This is a genomic window from Rhodospirillaceae bacterium (assembly GCA_028819475.1).
Classification (GTDB): Bacteria; Pseudomonadota; Alphaproteobacteria; order Bin65; family Bin65; genus Bin65.
Genome location: JAPPLJ010000001.1, coordinates 1 through 16,041 on the forward strand (window position 1 = coordinate 1; position 16,041 = coordinate 16,041).

Annotated in this window: 13 protein-coding genes; 3 read left to right on the forward strand and 10 right to left on the reverse strand. The window is 67.6% G+C overall.

Annotated elements, in window-relative coordinates; all coding sequences use genetic code 11:
- Nucleotides 1-831, reverse strand: an 831-nt coding sequence (locus OXM58_00005; GenBank protein MDE0146729.1) for an integrase arm-type DNA-binding domain-containing protein, incomplete at its 3' end; no start/stop codon positions are given.
- Nucleotides 832-842: 11 nt separating this feature from the next.
- Entirely contained in the window at nucleotides 843-2,027 is a 1,185-nt protein-coding gene (locus OXM58_00010; GenBank protein MDE0146730.1) for a tyrosine-type recombinase/integrase, read from the reverse strand.
- 841 nt (nucleotides 2,028-2,868) lie between these two features.
- Here OXM58_00010 and OXM58_00015 point away from each other — a divergent pair.
- The gene (locus tag OXM58_00015; protein ID MDE0146731.1) at nucleotides 2,869-3,909 is read left to right on the forward strand and encodes a hypothetical protein; all 1,041 of its coding nucleotides are present in this window, start codon (nucleotides 2,869-2,871) and stop codon (nucleotides 3,907-3,909) included.
- A 276-nt stretch (nucleotides 3,910-4,185) separates the two neighbouring features.
- Here the strand turns inward: OXM58_00015 and OXM58_00020 are convergent, their stop codons facing one another.
- A complete protein-coding gene (locus OXM58_00020; GenBank protein ID MDE0146732.1) occupies nucleotides 4,186-4,890 on the reverse strand; it encodes a DUF4328 domain-containing protein in 705 nt (234 codons plus the stop codon).
- A gap of 511 nt (nucleotides 4,891-5,401) precedes the next feature.
- Between OXM58_00020 and OXM58_00025 the strand changes: the two genes are divergently transcribed.
- Nucleotides 5,402-6,565: a GNAT family N-acetyltransferase gene (locus tag OXM58_00025; GenBank protein MDE0146733.1), complete on the forward strand. Its 1,164-nt coding sequence runs from the start codon at nucleotides 5,402-5,404 to the stop codon at nucleotides 6,563-6,565.
- 293 nt (nucleotides 6,566-6,858) lie between these two features.
- On the opposite strand, the gene clpA is transcribed toward OXM58_00025, so the two are convergent.
- Complete coding sequence (clpA, locus tag OXM58_00030; protein ID MDE0146734.1) at nucleotides 6,859-9,207, reverse strand: ATP-dependent Clp protease ATP-binding subunit ClpA; 2,349 nt, start codon at nucleotides 9,205-9,207, stop codon at nucleotides 6,859-6,861.
- A gap of 32 nt (nucleotides 9,208-9,239) precedes the next feature.
- Nucleotides 9,240-9,563, reverse strand: a complete 324-nt coding sequence (clpS, locus tag OXM58_00035) for an ATP-dependent Clp protease adapter ClpS (protein ID MDE0146735.1) — start codon at nucleotides 9,561-9,563, stop codon at nucleotides 9,240-9,242.
- 506 nt (nucleotides 9,564-10,069) lie between these two features.
- Between clpS and OXM58_00040 the strand changes: the two genes are divergently transcribed.
- The gene (locus tag OXM58_00040) at nucleotides 10,070-11,719 is read left to right on the forward strand and encodes a D-alanyl-D-alanine carboxypeptidase (GenBank protein MDE0146736.1); all 1,650 of its coding nucleotides are present in this window, start codon (nucleotides 10,070-10,072) and stop codon (nucleotides 11,717-11,719) included.
- Here the strand turns inward: OXM58_00040 and OXM58_00045 are convergent.
- The 5 genes from OXM58_00045 to OXM58_00065 form a co-directional block, all read right to left on the reverse strand.
- On the reverse strand, nucleotides 11,697-12,191 hold the full coding sequence (locus OXM58_00045; GenBank protein MDE0146737.1) for a gamma-glutamylcyclotransferase: 495 nt from the start codon (nucleotides 12,189-12,191) through the stop codon (nucleotides 11,697-11,699). The genes OXM58_00040 and OXM58_00045 overlap by 23 nt on opposite strands.
- Nucleotides 12,192-12,198: 7 nt before the next feature.
- Nucleotides 12,199-13,521 carry a UDP-glucose/GDP-mannose dehydrogenase family protein gene (locus OXM58_00050; GenBank protein ID MDE0146738.1) on the reverse strand — a complete coding sequence of 441 codons (1,323 nt, stop codon included), beginning with the start codon at nucleotides 13,519-13,521 and terminating at the stop codon, nucleotides 12,199-12,201.
- The gene (locus OXM58_00055; protein ID MDE0146739.1) at nucleotides 13,518-14,432 is read right to left on the reverse strand and encodes a UTP--glucose-1-phosphate uridylyltransferase; all 915 of its coding nucleotides are present in this window, start codon (nucleotides 14,430-14,432) and stop codon (nucleotides 13,518-13,520) included. The genes OXM58_00050 and OXM58_00055 overlap by 4 nt, the downstream gene beginning before the upstream one ends.
- Before the next feature lie 160 nt (nucleotides 14,433-14,592).
- On the reverse strand, nucleotides 14,593-15,267 hold the full coding sequence (locus tag OXM58_00060) for a DnaJ domain-containing protein (protein ID MDE0146740.1): 675 nt from the start codon (nucleotides 15,265-15,267) through the stop codon (nucleotides 14,593-14,595).
- Nucleotides 15,268-15,993: a VWA domain-containing protein gene (locus OXM58_00065; GenBank protein MDE0146741.1), complete on the reverse strand. Its 726-nt coding sequence runs from the start codon at nucleotides 15,991-15,993 to the stop codon at nucleotides 15,268-15,270.
- Nucleotides 15,994-16,041 lie beyond the last annotated feature (48 nt).

Genomic DNA, 16,041 nt, shown 5'->3' on the forward strand with positions numbered 1-16,041 from the left:
CTGCACCGCGCGGGGACCGGACTTCGCGTCGGGCAGGCGGAGCTCGCCGGCGTCGAGATCGACGTCGGTCCAGCGCAGCGCCAGCACCTCGCCCTTGCGGCAGCCGGTCAGCGTCAGCAGGCGGATCGCCGCCGCCGCCACGGGCGGGACGGTCCCGGCCTCCACGGTCTCGTCCAGCACCTGTCCCAACCGCGCGAACTCGGCGTCGGTCAGGAAGCGTTCGCAGCCGCGCTCGGGATATTTCTCGATCGCCCGGCAGGGGTTGCAGCCCGCCGGCACCAGGCCCCAGCCCTCGCCCAGACGGTACATGTGCGAAAGCGTCTTGACCGCCCGGTTCGCCGTCACCGGGCGGTCGCTCAGCCCGCGGTGCAGCTCGACCGCGTGCCGGCGCTCCACCGTCTCCACCGGCATCTTGCCGAGGGCGGGCAGGATGTGGCGGCGCAGCACGCCGCGGGTCTTGGCCTGTGTCCTCGGCTTGAGCCGCACCTCGACATGACCTTCCAGATAGCGCGCCGCGAGGTCGGCCACGGTCGGACTCCCATTGGCCCTCGCCCGGGCCGCGAGCGGCAGCGGCACCGGGTCCTCGCCCGCCTTGATGCGCGTCACGATCAGCGCCGCCCGTTGCCGCGCCTCGTCGGCATTCAGCACGCCGTGCCGGCCCACCGTCACCCGCTTCGGCCCCTCCGGCCCCCGCGCCTGGGCGATATAGACCTTGCCGCCGGTCGGATAGACCCGGACCCCGAAGCCGGTCACGGTCCGGTCCCAGAACACCGTGTCGCGCTCGACCGTCATGGCGGCCACGGAGCGGTTGGAGATCGTCCTCTGTTGCATCGCTCTTCCCCTCACGCCGCCTCGGCGTCGCCGGGCATGATCCAGGCGGCGATGCTGCCGCCGGTCCGGGCGGCGGCCGCCTTCTCGGCGTCGCGCACCAGGTGGGCGTATTTTGCGGTGGTGCCGACCCTTGCATGGCCGAGCAGGCGCCCGATGACCGGCAGGCCCTCGCCCAGCGCCAGCGCCCGGCTGGCGTAGCTGTGCCGGCAGTCGTGAAGCCGCACGTCATGGAGCCCGGTCGCCGTCCTGACCTTCCGCCAGTGCCAGGAGAGGCAGGTGAGCCGGGTCTTCGGCTTCGCGTCCCGCAATACCCAGGGAACGCCGTCCTCCCGCTCGATGCCGTCCAGCACCGACAGCACCGGCCCGGTCAGCGGCACCATGCGCGGACCCGTCTTCGAATCGCGGAGCCGGATGACCCGCGCCGCGCGGTCGATGTCGTCCCATTGCAGGGTCAGGATCTCGTCCGAGCGGCAGCCGGTCAGCATCAAGAGGCGGATCGCCGCGATGGCCGAGGGCTGCATCGAGCCCTTTGCCTCGAAGCTCTTCAGCGCATCGCCGATGCGCCGGAACTCGTCCGGCGTCAGGAAGCGCTCGCGGGGCGTGGCGCGGTAGTGGCGGACATGCCGGCACGGGTTGCGCCCGGGCGGGACCATCTCCCAGCTCTCGGCCAGCGAGAACATCTTCGAGAGCACCCAGATCGCCTGGTTGGCCGCCGCCGGCGTGCCCCGCAGCTCGTGGTGAAGATTGGCGGCGTCTTCCGGCGCGACATCCTTCAGCGCCTTGCTCCCCAGCGCCGGCAGGATGTGGCAGTCGATGGACTTCCGGTAGTTCTCCGCCGTCGCCGGCTTGCAGCGCGCGGCGACATGATCCTTCAGGCAGAGCGCCGCCAGGTCGGCCACGGTGGGCTCGGGCTCAGGCTCCGGCGGCCTCGGGTCCTCGCCCCGCTTGATGCGGTCGATGGCCGCCGCCGCCTCGCGGCGATACTCCTCGACGGTCTTCTCACCCACCGGCCCCAGGGTGGCCCGCTTCAGGCCGGCCGGCCCCCGCGACTGGACGATGCAGAGCTTGCGCCCGGTGGCGTGGACCCTGACCCCGAAGCCGGCGAGGTCGCGATCCCAGAAGATCGCGTCCTTGCCGCCGGGCTTGAGTGCGTCCACACTCCGCTTGGTCAGCCTGAGGGTGCTCCGTTTCGGCATGGTGTTCTCCCCGAAGGCGTCGATCCGAAGGATGGCGAGGATGAGGAAGTCGATGGCAACTCCGGGCTCCGCCTATCCACCCCAACCGCCGCCGGCCTCTTCCTCCCCTTCCGTCACCGCGAGACCGAACGGGCGTTTTCCGGGCCTCGTGAAAGCGTTCGTTCAAGGTGTGGCGATGATGAGGACGACGATGCCAACTGCACGTTCTACCGGACTTCGGCAGCCTTCGCTGTGTGCCATCGTCCCCTCCATCACTGCGTGACCGAACGCTTTCGGCCGGAAAGCGTTCGGTCAAAGGGTGACGATGGTAAGGACCACGATGCCAACTCCGCGTTCTGCCGAGCTTCGGCCAGCTTCGCTCTGTGCCATCGTCTCCTCCATCACTGCGTGACCGAACGCTTTCTTCGGCCTCGTCGCGCTCGGTCCGGAATCGCCCGAATTTCAGTCATCAAACCGCATACGGACGGCATCAAGTCGGGGTCGATTGAAGGCGATATCTGGCGGCAAGTCAAGGGCCGCGAAACCGGAGAGGATGGAAAATCATCAACTATTACAACGCTGTATCATACCCTCGGCGTCCAGCGGCGGATGATGGCGGGGATTGGCCATGCTGTCGTGCGTGCCCGGAACAAATCCGGGGCGGAGTGGAGGAATCTCGTCGCCGCACGATGGCGCTTGTTCCCTGGGCCGAGCCGAGATCCCTCCGCTCGCTTGCGCTCGGTCGGGATGACGGGATGGAGAGTGCCGCACGCAAACGTGGCGCGCGCCTCTTGCCATCGTGGGCCGGCGCTGCTTCCATGCCGGCCACGCGCTGCGCCGCGGCAACCTGAAAGACTCCCCCATGCCCCTCACCTGCGCACACCTCGTCGGCAGCCTGCCCTATCCGGACGCCGATACGACCTTCCGCGAGATCGCCGGCCGGCTCGGCGGGCATCTGAAGCGCATCCCGGACGGCGAGACCGGGGAGCGGGCGCGCTGGATCTTCTGGCAGCGCGCCAAGGTGGCGGAGCATCCGGCGATGGAGGTCGCCGCCGACGAGGACATGCAGCGCATCCACCAGTGGGACGGCAAGCTGATCCGCGAATGGGAGCTGTTCCGCTTCAAAGCCGGCGTCGATCCGGCAACGGTCGACTTCGACCCCGGCTACGCGCCCGAAGCCATCGCCTCCTACGCCCGCTTCACCGCCCTGCGCGAGGCCGGGACGCTGCCGACCGGCATGCGCTTCCAGGTCTGCCTGCCGACGCCGATGGCGATCGGCTACTGGTTCGTTTCGCCGGCGGCGCGGCCGGACTTCTTCGCCGCCTACGAGCGCGGCTTCAAGGCCGACCTGGCGAAGATCTGCGCCGCGATTCCCCACGGCGACCTGGCGATCCAGTGGGACGTCTGCCAAGAGGTGCTCGCCTGGGAAGGCTACTTCCCGAACCGGCCGGCGAGCTACAAGGACGACATCACGGGGATGCTCGCCCGCCTTGGCAACGCCGTGCCGGAAGCGGCGGAGCTCGGCTACCATCTGTGCTACGGCACGCCGAACGACGAGCATGTCGTGATGCCGGCCGACCTCGCCAACGCGGTCGAGATGACCCACGGCATCCTGGCCGGGCTCGACCGCTCCCTGCAGTTCGTCCACGTCCCGGCGCCCAAACACCGGGACGATGCGGCCTACTACGCACCGCTGGCGGACCTGCGCCTGCCGGCGGGCTGCGAGCTCTATCTCGGCATCATCCACCACGACGACCGCGACGGCGACCGGCGCCGCATCGCCGCCGCGACCGAAACCGTGGCCGATTTCGGCATCGCCACCGAATGCGGCTGGGGCCGCGGCGACCCGGCCCGCGCCCCCGGCCTGCTCGACAGCCACCGCATCGCCCTCGAAGGCGGGTGAACGGGGCCGCCGAACGGATTGACCCCTACTGTGAAAAAAGGCGCGGAAATCCCCTCCTCCAAGGGGTTTCTACGCGAAGAGAGCTCTATCCGAATCCCCCTCCCCTTGGGGGAGGGGCAAGGGGAGGGGTTGCCAGCCACAGCAGCGACGCGCCCGATTCTGGCACTACAACGGGAGGCCGCATACCCCTCCCCCTAACCCCCTCCCCCAAGGGGAGGGGGGATTCGATGTGCCGTACGCTCTGAAAAGTGCCTTTCGGCGAGGCGCTCCGAAAGATCACGCGCGCCCGCGCGCAGCCTCCCTCTCCGCCCGGTCGGCCGCCGCTTTCGCGCTTTCGATGCCGTCGGTGATCCGGCGCACGAGCCACATCACGAGCGCGCCGGCAACCAGAAACATGACGTCCCCGGCGATATAGGCGATCAGCGCCTGCCGCAACGGTTCGAATCCTTCCTCGCTGCCGATCCGGCCGGCGCCGTAGCGGTCGGCGCCGTTCGCGAACAGGATCAGCAGCCACCAGACGATGACGGGGGCGCTACCGATCTGACCGAGCCGGCCAGCGGGACCGCCCGTCAGGGCGACGCGGTAAAGCTCCAGCATCACCCTCGGCACCTGGACCAGGTTGGCGATCGGAACGAACCACCAGCCTACCGCCCAGCCGGGCCGGAACTTCAGGTCCGCGAAGCCGAGGGCATGGGCGTTCGCATTGGCGCGGTGGACCCAGACCAGGAATGCAACCGCAGTGACCGCGACGATGCCGAGCGTCGGAAAGAGAATCCTGTCGCCCAGTTCGAACGCCGCCGCCATGTCCAGCACGGCCTCCCTGCTCCTTTCCTCGATCACGGCGTCGAGCAGAACGAGCAGGTGGATGTCATGGCCCAGGTCGACGGCCGCCGCGACGATTCCCAGAGCCAGAAGAATTGTGACCGCCTTGGCAATCGGATGCAGACCCTTGTAGCTGTGGGCTTGCCTCGGATCCTTCATGGCCGGTCCCCTTGCATATATTCATGTATTGTTCTATGTTTGTTCTACATTTAACCGACTGTCAAGCGGCCGGTGTCCGCGATTCAGCCTCCTTCCCGATGGGCCATGACAGAGCATGACATTTCATGACACATCCCGGACTCACTGCCACTCCTCCGTGCCACCCCGGACGGAGCGCAGCGGAGATCCGGGGCCCAAGGGCCACAGGCAAACATCTTTCGGATCATCCCTGGGCCCCGGATCAAGTCCGGGGCGGCAATGGAAGGTGGAAATGCAGGATCATGACAGACCATGACATTTCGTGACACATTTGGGGCTCGGAAGGACCATCGGCTCCTTTCGAACAGGAACGGCCATGTAGGGAGGGTTTGAAACCCTCCCCTACGGATCGATGCGGCAGGGCGCGGGGGTGCCATGACGATTCATGACAGACCATGACGAAACATGACATTTCCTGACATGGCGCTGCGCAACGGCCGGACCGCGGCCGGGCCGCGCTGCCGGGCGCGCCATGCCTGACGGCCCGGAAACCTTCGCCGTCCGCACCGTGGACGCCGTCGCCCGGGTCGACCGGGCGGTGTGGGACCGCTGCGCGGGCGCGGAAAACCCGTTCCTGTCGTGGGAATTCCTCAACGCCCTGGAGGAAAGCGGCTCGGTCGGGGCCGAGGCCGGCTGGCTGCCGCAGCATGCGGTGCTGGAGGATACGGCCGGGGCGGTGCTCGGCGTCGCGCCGATGTATCTGAAGAACCATTCACAGGGCGAATACGTCTTCGACTGGGGCTGGGCCGACGCCTACGAGCGGGCCGGCGGGCGCTACTATCCCAAGCTGATCGTCGCCGTGCCCTTCACCCCGGTGACCGGGCCGCGCCTGCTGGTGCCGCCGGGCCCGCGCCGGCGCGACCTGCAGCGCACGATGGTCGACGCGCTGGTACGCATCGCCGGGCGCATCGGCGTCACCAACCTGCACATCACCTTCCCGAAGGAAGCGGAAGCGGATCTCGCCGAGAATCTTGGCCTGCTGCGCCGCCGCGCCTTCCAGTATCACTGGCACAACCGGGACTATCGCAGCTTCGACGAATTTCTGGGCGCGCTGGCCTCGCGCAAGCGCAAGACGATCCGCAAGGAACGCGCCGCCGTCGCCGCGGTCGGGATCGACGTGCGCGCGCTGACCGGCGGCGACCTGCGCAGCGAGCACTGGGACATTTTCCACCGCTTCTACACCGATACCTACGACCGCAAGTGGGGCTATCCCTACCTCACCCGGCGGTTCTTCCGGCTGCTCCACGAGCGCATGCCGGACAAGGTGGCGCTGATCTGGGCAACGGCCGACGGCGCGCCGGTCGCCGGGGCGCTCAACTTCATCGGCGCCGACGCCCTTTTCGGCCGCAACTGGGGCTGCGCCGCCGACATCCGGTTCCTGCATTTCGAGACCTGCTACTACCAGGCCATCGACTTCGCCATTTCACGGGGCCTGAACCGCGTCGAAGCGGGCACCCAGGGGCCGCACAAGGTCCAGCGCGGCTATCTGCCGGTCGAGACCTGGAGCGCCCACTGGATCGCCGACCGGGGCTTCCGCAACGCCGTCGAGGATTTCCTGAAGCGGGAAAGCGCGGCGATCCTGCACGAGATGCGGATCATGTCCCGCCACTCGCCCTACCGGCAGACGGACGGCTAACCGGGATTTCTCGCCAGGAATGGGCGCATCCGCGGCTTGCGTCCAAGAAATTTCTTTCACACCAATCGGTTAGCGTAAAGACCTCATGCCACCCCGGCCCCCGAGCCGGGGTCCAGAGTCGCACAACGAACGGTAGGTTCGGAGATTGGCGGTAAGGTTTTCGCAGCCCTGCATTCCAACCTGCGCAGCGCCGCGGATCGTTGCTTTCGCCCGGACCTGTATCTACCGCCTTGCCAGATAGCCCTGGGCCCCGGCTCGGGGGCCGGGGCGACAATTCTTGTGAGAAATCCGGGTTAAGCGTCTTCGGGTTCGACCGCCGGTTCGCCGGAAGCGTCTGTCTCTTCGGACGCCGCTTTCTTCCCGCCTTTGCCCTTCTTGCGCCCGGCCGGGCTCTTGAGGGCCTTGAAATCCAGCTTGCCGTCCTTGAGCGAGACCAGCACCGAGCCGCCCTTGGCGAGTTCGCCGAACAGCAGCTCCTCGGAGAGCGGCTTCTTGAGATGCTCCTGGATCTGGCGGGCCAGCGGCCGGGCGCCCATCTTGGGATCGTAGCCCTTCTCGGCCAGCCAGCCGCGCGCGTCGTCGTCCAGCTCGATGGTCACGCCGCGGTCGGCGAGCTGCTCCTCGAGCTGCATGACGAACTTGTCGACGACACGGCGGACAATCTCCGGCGGCAGGCTGGCGAAGCCGATGGTCGCATCGAGCCGGTTGCGGAATTCCGGCGAGAACATGCGGTCGATGGCTTCCTTGTCGTCGCCTTCGCGCACGGTGCGGCCGAAGCCGATCGCCGCCTTCGCCAGGTCCATGGCGCCGGCGTTGGTCGTCATGATCAGGATGACGTTGCGGAAATCGATCTGCTTGCCGTTGTGATCGGTCAGCTTGCCGTGATCCATGATCTGCAACAGCACGTTGAACAGGTCGGGATGCGCCTTCTCGATCTCGTCGAGCAGCAGCACGGCATAGGGATTCTGGTCGATGGCGTCGGTCAGCAGGCCGCCCTGGTCGAAGCCGACATAGCCGGGAGGCGCGCCGATCAGCCGGGAGACGCTGTGGCGCTCCATATATTCCGACATGTCGAAGCGGACCAGTTCGACGCCGAGCGTCATGGCGAGCTGGCGCGCGACCTCGGTCTTGCCGACGCCGGTCGGGCCGGAGAACAGGTAGTTGCCGATCGGCTTCTCCGGTTCGCGCAGCCCGGCGCGCGCCAGCTTGATCGCCGCAACCAGCGCGTCGATGGCCTTGTCCTGACCGAACACCATGCGCTTGAGATCGCGCTCCAGGTTGCGCAGCGTCTCCTTGTCGTCGCGCGAGACGTTCTTGGGCGGAATCCGCGCGATCTTGGCGACGACATCCTCGATATCGCGCACCGTGATCGATTTCTTGCGCTTCGACGGCGCCACCAGATTCTGCGCGGCGCCGACCTCGTCGATCACGTCGATCGCCTTGTCGGGCAGCTTGCGGTCATGGATGTAGCGGGCCGACAGGTCGACCGCCGCCGTCAGCGCGTCGCTCGTGTAGCGGACGCTGTGATGCTCCTCGTAATAGGGCTTCAGGCCGCGCAGGATCTTGATCGAATCCTTGAGCGACGGTTCGTGGATGTCGATCTTCTGGAAGCGGCGGACGAGGGCGCGGTCCTTCTCGAAATAGTTGCGGAATTCCTTGTAGGTGGTCGATCCGATGCAGCGCAGCGTGCCGCTCTGCAGGGCCGGCTTGAGCAGGTTGGAGGCGTCCATCGAGCCGCCGCTGGTGGCGCCGGCGCCGATCACCGTGTGGATTTCGTCGATGAACAGGACGGCGCCCGGCGTGCTCTCCAGCTCCTTCAGCACCGCCTTGAGCCGCTCCTCGAAGTCGCCGCGATAACGGGTGCCGGCAAGCAATGCGCCCATGTCGAGGGCGTAGATCGTCGATTCGCCCAGCACCTCCGGCACCTCGCCGTTGACGATCCGGCGCGCCAGGCCTTCGGCGATCGCCGTCTTGCCGACGCCCGGATCGCCGACATAGAGCGGGTTGTTCTTGGTCCGCCGGCACAGGATCTGGACGGTGCGCTCGACCTCGGCCTCGCGGCCGATCAGCGGGTCGATCCGGCCGTCCTCCGCCTTGGCGTTGAGATCGACGCAATAGGCGGCCAGCGCCTCCGTCCCCTGCTTGACGACCGATTCGCCGCCGGCGTCATCGTCCGCGCCTTCGGGCGTCCGCGCCGCGTCCTCGCCCGGCACCTTGGCGATGCCGTGGGAGATGTAGTTGACGGCATCGAAGCGCGTCATGTCCTGCTCCTGCAGGAAATACACCGCGTGGGACTCGCGCTCGGCGAACATGGCGACGATGACGTTGGCGCCGGTCACCTCTTCGCGGCCCGACGACTGGACATGAATCGCGGCGCGCTGGAGGACGCGCTGGAAGCCGGCCGTCGGCTTGGCGTCTTCGTCCCGGTCCGTGACCAGGCCGGTCAGTTCGGTGTCGACATAGTCCGAGACGTCGGCGCGCAGCTTGTCGACGTCGACATTGCAGGCGCGCAGGACCGAGAGCGCGTCCTGATCCTCGACCAGGGACAGCAGGAGATGCTCCAGCGTCGCAAACTCGTGGCTCCGCTCATTGGCGAGCGCCAGCGCACGGTGGAGGCTACGTTCCAGATTTGACGACAGCATCGCGCCTGTCCCTCAGCCCGTCCCTCAAGAGGTCATTCCTTTTCCAGGGTGCATTGCAGCGGATGCTGGTGCTTGCGCGCCAGTTCCATGGTCTGGTTCACCTTGGTTTCCGCGATTTCATAGGTGTAAACGCCGCAGACGCCGACGCCGCGCTGATGGACGTGAAGCATGATGCGGGTGGCCTCTTCCCGGCTCTTGCCGAAATAGCGCTCCAGCACATGGACGACGAATTCCATCGGCGTGTAGTCGTCGTTCAGCATCAGCACCTTGTAGAGCGCCGGCTTCTTCGTGCGCGTCTTCGACCGGACGATAACGCCGGTCTGACCGTCGTCGCCGTTACGATCCCTGTCACTCATTCAGGATCACTCATTCAGGATCACTCATATCGAGTCGCTCATTCCGGGTCGCTCAATTCCGTCTCGTTCACGCCTGCTTCCCGGCGCCGGGTTTCCCTGTTGCCGCCGGCCGTCGCTCCGGCACTCTAAGGTAGGGAATGATAGGGCAAAGCACAGTCTCCGGTGAAGATCGAATTTGATCCCGGGCGGCGGCGGGGCGCCGAATCCGGCCGGCAAAGGAATTTTTGACATCCGTTCAAGATACGTCTATGTTAGGATTTCTATCCGGTAGGCGACACAAGCCTGACGCAGGAACGGCCGACCGGTCGCGGCGGGATATTCCGCCGAAACCTGCGTAATCGATGCGGAGTGCGGGGAGAGTAACCCTGCCGCGACGCTGCCAGGGGCGGCGGCCGGCAGACCGCGGACTGTTGCATGCGATCGGGAGCCGGAACAGCTTCATGGGTAAGACGGGCTTGACAGCCTCAATGCCGGCGTGCGGTCCGGATCCGCGCACCGGAGAGCGAATGCGTTCTGCCGGGCGCGTTGCCGCAGCCATCTGCCTTGCGGCCGGCCTTGCCGCGACAGCGGCGGTCGAACCGGCACGGGCCTACACGAAATCCTCGATCACGATCGATGCCCGCAGCGGCCTCGTGCTTCAGGCGCACAACGCGGACGCCAGCCACCCGCCCGCGTCGCTCAGCAAGCTGATGACGCTCTACCTGACCTTCGAAGCCATGTCGCGCGGCCGGTTCGGCTGGAATACGCGGGTGCGGATTTCCCGATACGCGGCGCGGAGGCAGCCGTCGAAGCTCTATCTGCGCACCGGGCAGCGCGTCCGGGTCCGCGACCTGGTCTACGCGACGGCGATCAAATCGGCCAACGATGCCGCGGCGGCGCTGGCCGAGAAAATTGCCGGCAGCGAACGCCGGTTCGCCCGTCTCATGACGCAACGCGCGCGCCAGCTCGGCATGCGCCGCACCGTTTTCGGCACGGCCTCCGGCCTGCCCGCCCGCGGCCAGCGGACGACCGCGCGGGACATGGCGATCCTGGCCCGGTCCCTGGTCCACCACTATCCGCAATACGCAAAGGTCTTCTCGACCCGCTATTACCGGTTCGGCCGGCGCGGCTTCCGCAACACGAACCGGCTGCTTCAGTCCCATCCCCATGTCGAAGGAATGAAGACGGGCTACACCCGGCGCGCGCGCTACAATCTCGTGACCAGCGCCCGTAACGGGAACATCCATCTGATTACGGTCGTTCTGGGTGCGCGGACATCCAACCACCGCTACTGGAAGACCAAGCGCCTTCTCGCCGGCGGATGGCGCACGGCGCACAACACGACCTATCTGCGCAAGAGGCCGCGCGGCTACGTTCGCATCGCGATGCGCGGCAGCATCAAGGGCAAGCCGGCGGTCAGGACTGCACGCAAATCGGGCACGGCCAAACCGGGCGCCGCGCGCCGAAGCGGCCCGTCCCGGCAGGTCGCCGCGCTGCCGAAGAAACGCCCGGACAAGGCGCGGGTCGGCCTGTCGCTGACATCGTCGGCGGTGGCGGCGCCGCGCCCTGCCGCGGTCGCGCGGCCACCCCGCAGTTCAACGGTGCGCCGGCGCGTTGTTCATGGCGTCCAGGTCGGCGCGTACTACCGCCGGCATCAGGCGCGATCGGCGATCCGGCGGGCGAAACAGGCTCTGCCGCGCAGCTACCGGCGCCAGGCAAACGGCGCGATCGTCCGGTCGCGCGGACGCAAGCGCACCATCTACCTCGCCCGGTTGATGGGCTTCGGCCTGCGCCAGGCGCAGCGCGCGTGCCGGACGGTGCATCGGCGCGGCATCGATTGCGTGCCGGTCTCCGTCAGGATAGCCGCCGCCAAACCCAAACCGAAGGCCGTCACCGCCCGCCGGAGCAAGTCCAAGTCGCGGTTCGGCATCCAGGTCGGCGCCTTTACCGAGTACCGGCGGGCTCGGCGCGGCCTCACCCAGGCGCAGAAGGTTCTGCCCAATCGCCTGGCCCGCGGAACCGGCGCCCATATCCAGGCCCGGCGCAACCGGTCGAACCGGGCGATCTACCGGGCCCGGATCACCGGCCTCTCCTTCAGCCAGGCCCGCGAAGCCTGCTCGATTCTCAAGCGGCGCAGCCTCAACTGCATGGCGTTCAAGCTTCCGGCGCGCGGCTGAGACGGCCGAGCCAGACCCGGCGGTACCGGCGGAGATCGGCCGGGGCAGCCGCCGCCATCGCCGCCGCCGCGGCGGCCAGAAACCCCGGCTTCCAATGGCGTTGCCAGGCTTCGAAACGCCATGTGCCCGCTTCGACCGGCAGGGCCGCGCCGGCGATACAGACCCACGCCGCCGCGCTTCGGGCATCGGCGACCCCGAGCGGCTTCAGGGCGACGCTGTAAAGCGAGCCGTCATCTTCGAAAAAGCTGACCCGGGCGGCGGCATCGAGGGAAACCCCGCGCACCAGCACGCCCGGCGTCACGGCGCCCGGCTGCGCCACGGCGGCCGGAAAGCGCCCGCGTTCGACCGGCGCGCAGCGATAGCCCTCCAGGGTCGCCGGTTCCGCCGCTCCGGCGGAGGCGTCCGGACCGAGCACAATCTGCCGGACTTCGGCGTCGCGCAGGGTGCCGTAGAAGAAGAAATCGACCGCCACGGCGCGCTCAACCGGTCATCGCCTCCAGCGGCCGGCCGATGGAGGCGTAGCGGAAGCCGGCCTCGGCCATTTCCCGCGGATGGTAGATATTACGGAAATCGACGAAGACCGGCGCCTTCATCAGGGCCTTGACCCGGTCCAGATCGAGATTCCGGAACTGGTTCCATTCCGTGAGGATCACCACCGCATCGGCGTCGATCAGGGCGTCGTAGGCGTCGTCGCACCAGGTCACGTCCGGAAGCAGCGGGCCGGCCTCCGCCATACCCTCCGGATCGTAGGCGCGGAGGTTCGCGCCGGCGGCCTGCAGCATGGGAACGATATCCAGGCTCGGGCTCTCCCGCATATCGTCGGTGTTCGGTTTGAAGGTGACGCCGAGTATCGCGACGGTCCGGCCCTTCACCTCGCCGCCGCAGGCGTCGATCACACGCTGCGCCATCGCGCGCTTGCGCGCGGCGTTGATGTCGGCCACCGCCTCGACAATGCGCAGCGGCGCCTCCCTGTCCCGGGCGGTTCTGATCAGGGCGAGCGAGTCCTTCGGAAAGCAGGATCCGCCGTAACCCGGGCCGGGATGGAGGAACTTCGGGCCGATCCGCCCGTCCAGCCCGATACCGCGCGCGACCTGGTGGACGTCGGCGCCGACCTTTTCGCACAGGTCGGCGATTTCGTTGATGAAGGTGATCTTGGTCGCCAGGAACGCATTGGCCGCATACTTGATCAATTCGGACGTTTCGCGGCGCGTGAACAGGATGGGGGTCTCGATCAGGTAGAGCGGCCGGTACAGTCTGCGCATGACATCGCGCGCGCGCAGGCTGCCGGTGCCGATCACGACCCGGTCGGGCCGCATGAAGTCGGCGATCGCCGAGCCTTCGCGCAGAAATTCCGGGTTGGACGCAACGTCGAACTCGGCAGCCGGATTGACCTCGCGGATGATCGCCTCGATCTCGCGGCCGGTGCCGACCGGCACCGTCGACTTGGTGACGACGACAGTATAGCCGCGGATCGCCCCGGCGATCTCCCGGGCGGCATCGTGGACATAGCTGAGGTCGGCGTGGCCGTCGCCGCGCCGCGACGGCGTCCCGACGGCAATGAAGACCGCCTCGGCCCCGGCGACGGCTTCTTCGAGATCGGTCCCGAAACGCAGGCGGCCGGCTTCGACGTTGCGGGCGACCAGATCCTCCAGACCGGGTTCGTATATCGGCAGACCGCCGTTGCGCAGCGTTGCGATCCTGGAGGCGTCCTTGTCGATGCAGACGACATCGGTTCCGAACTCGGAAAAGCCCGCAGCGGAAACGAGGCCGACATAACCGGCTCCGATCATGGCGATTTTCATTCGGCGCCTCCGATCCGGTTGCGGCGGCCGGCCGTCTCCAGCAAGGCCCGCAGCTTGTCGCCGATGCCGTCGAAATCCGGCCGGTCCAGCGCGAAGGCGACATTCGCCATCAGCCAGCCCTGACGGTCGCCGCAGTCGAAACGCACGCCCTCGAAACGGAAGCCCGAAACCGGCTGGCGGCCGATCAGGGCGGCGATGGCGTCGGTCAGCTGAATTTCGCCGCCCGCGCCCGGCACGACGCCGTCCAGCGCGGCGAAAATCTCGGGCTGTAAAATATAACGGCCGACGACCGCCAGGGTCGACGGGGCCTCCGCCGGCGGCGGTTTTTCGACCAGTCCCCGGACATCCGCCAGTCCGCCCGGCACCATTTCTCCGGCGCCGACATCGAGAATGCCGTAGCGGTCCGTCCGGTCCGGCGGGATGGTTTCCGCCGCCAGCAGGTTGCCCCCGGTTTCGCGATAACGCCCGAACAATTGTGCAAGACACCCCGGTTCGGCCTGCACGAGGTCATCCGGCAGCAGCACGGCAAACGGTTCGTCGCCGACATGCTGCCGCGCGCACCGGACGGCATGGCCAAGCCCGAGCGGTTCCGGCTGGTTCGCAAACTCAAACTGAACGCCTTCCGGCACGATTGCGGCCAACCGGTCGCGTTCCGCGATCTTGCCCCGGGAATCCAGCGTTTTTTCGAGTTCGGTATCCGGGCGGTAGTGGCGCCTGAGCGCCGCGTCACGCCCCGAGGTAACGAAAATCATGCGGGTCACGCCCGCCTCCGCCGCCTCGGCCACGGCATAGTCGATCAGCGGCCGGTCGACGACCGGCAGCAATTCCTTGGGCACGGCCCTGGTCGCAGGGAGGAAGCGCGTTCCCAGGCCGGCAACGGGAAAGACGGCTTTGCGGATCGGTTTCGGCATGGGCGGGATCGGAGCTTGATTGCGGCTGCGCGGGTCCGGCCGGCCCGTAAGCGCGGGGAAGCGCGGCGTTTGCAGCACGAAACCCGTTGCGTGACCACGCGCCAAAATGCGCGCCCCCGCCGGTTCCGCAGCCGGTTTTGCCGCCGCCTCCGGTGCGCGGTCACTCGCCGAGCAGGACTTCCCTGGCCTGGTTGAGCTTGGCGGCCAGCCAGTCCGAACCGCCATGGTCCGGATGGTGCTTGCGCATCAGGTCGCGATGGGCCCGCCGGATATCGTCGTCGGTGGCGGTCTCGTCCAGACCCAGGACCGACAACGCCTCGGCCCGGTCCATGGGGCCGGAGGCGCCCTGGCCGGCGCGGTGGATATTGCGCCATTCCGGCCACATCCGGTCGAGATAGGCCTCGATGAGCCGGGCGGACTGGGCGTCGTCGCGGGCGCATTCGGCCAGCAGGACCATCAGGTCGTCCCGGTCGAGCGATTCGACCCGGGAACCGGCATAGCTGCCGGCGAGCACGTCGCCGGTGATGCCGCCGGTCGAGTGATCGAGCTGCAATTTGAGCCAGGGCGTTTCGACCTCGGAGACGCCCTTTTCCGGCTTCCTGAAATTCCACGGCATCGAGCCGCCCATCAGGTAAATGACCAGGGCAGCGCCGAGGCCGAGCACGCCCCACAGCAGTTTGCCGGTAAGCAGGCCGAACAGGCCGAAAAGCGCAGCGCAGGCGATGGCAATGCCGCGCAGCAGCCGGACGATCTGTCCGACGCTCGCCTGGGGCAGCGAGAACAGCAGAAGAATGGCCGCCGCGATCAGGGCGACGCCGAGCAGGAACCAGCCCATCTATCCGCCGCTGCCGCCGATCTGACGGGTGATCTGCAGCACCGGACCGCTGCGGCCGGCGGAATAGTCTTCCAGCGCCGGCCGCCCGCCTGCGGCATAGACGGCGACCGCGGCAAGCAGCTCGCGCAACTGTTTGGCGCTTCCGGCATCAAAGCGGCAGCAGGCGCCGCCCGTGAGGCGCGCGAATTGGCGGAAGGCGAGCGTCGCGTCCGGATTGTCCCCTTCCTGGAACAGGAACGCCTTGGTGCCCATCAGGCCGAGCCGGCCGGCCAGATCGCAGACCGGATCGATCGCTTCCTCGAAAGCGTCGCCGACGATGATGAGCGCACCGACCGCCTGGGATTCGGCCTCCTTGATCGCGTGTCTGAACACCCGGCCGATCTGGGTCCGCCCGCCCAGGCAGCGCACCTTGACCATCCGGTCGACGAGGTCGCGGGACGAGGTCAGCCACTGCGTCGCCCGGCATTCGCCGATGCCGCGGTAGAAGACGAGCTGGACCTCCAGGCCGCCCAAAGAATCGGTTTCGGCAAACATTTCCGCCTGGATGTCGCAGGCGATGTCCCAGGTCGGTTCGCGGCTCGCCGTGGCGTCCATGGCGAAGATCAGCCGGCCGCGTCCGGCGCCGGCGGCCGGCGTCTGCGCCATCGATTGCAGGAAGGCGTCAACTTCGCTGGCCGTTTGGGAATCGGGCAGCACCCGGCTGCGCGGCGTGACGGACTTTCCCATGATCGATCCGCTGATCTGCTGCGTTTCGTAGATAGGAGTCGGCCAATC

Coding starts and splice junctions, on each gene's coding strand:
- OXM58_00065 (MDE0146741.1), bottom strand. CDS start 15,993: ATGGGAAAGTCCGTCACGCCGCGCAGCCGGGTGCTGCCCGATTCCCAA.
- OXM58_00015 (MDE0146731.1), top strand. CDS start 2,869: ATGCCCCTCACCTGCGCACACCTCGTCGGCAGCCTGCCCTATCCGGAC.
- OXM58_00010 (MDE0146730.1), bottom strand. CDS start 2,027: ATGCCGAAACGGAGCACCCTCAGGCTGACCAAGCGGAGTGTGGACGCA.
- OXM58_00020 (MDE0146732.1), bottom strand. CDS start 4,890: ATGAAGGATCCGAGGCAAGCCCACAGCTACAAGGGTCTGCATCCGATT.
- clpS (MDE0146735.1), bottom strand. CDS start 9,563: ATGAGTGACAGGGATCGTAACGGCGACGACGGTCAGACCGGCGTTATC.
- OXM58_00055 (MDE0146739.1), bottom strand. CDS start 14,432: ATGCCGAAACCGATCCGCAAAGCCGTCTTTCCCGTTGCCGGCCTGGGA.
- OXM58_00040 (MDE0146736.1), top strand. CDS start 10,070: ATGCGTTCTGCCGGGCGCGTTGCCGCAGCCATCTGCCTTGCGGCCGGC.
- clpA (MDE0146734.1), bottom strand. CDS start 9,207: ATGCTGTCGTCAAATCTGGAACGTAGCCTCCACCGTGCGCTGGCGCTC.
- OXM58_00050 (MDE0146738.1), bottom strand. CDS start 13,521: ATGAAAATCGCCATGATCGGAGCCGGTTATGTCGGCCTCGTTTCCGCT.
- OXM58_00060 (MDE0146740.1), bottom strand. CDS start 15,267: ATGGGCTGGTTCCTGCTCGGCGTCGCCCTGATCGCGGCGGCCATTCTT.
- OXM58_00025 (MDE0146733.1), top strand. CDS start 5,402: ATGCCTGACGGCCCGGAAACCTTCGCCGTCCGCACCGTGGACGCCGTC.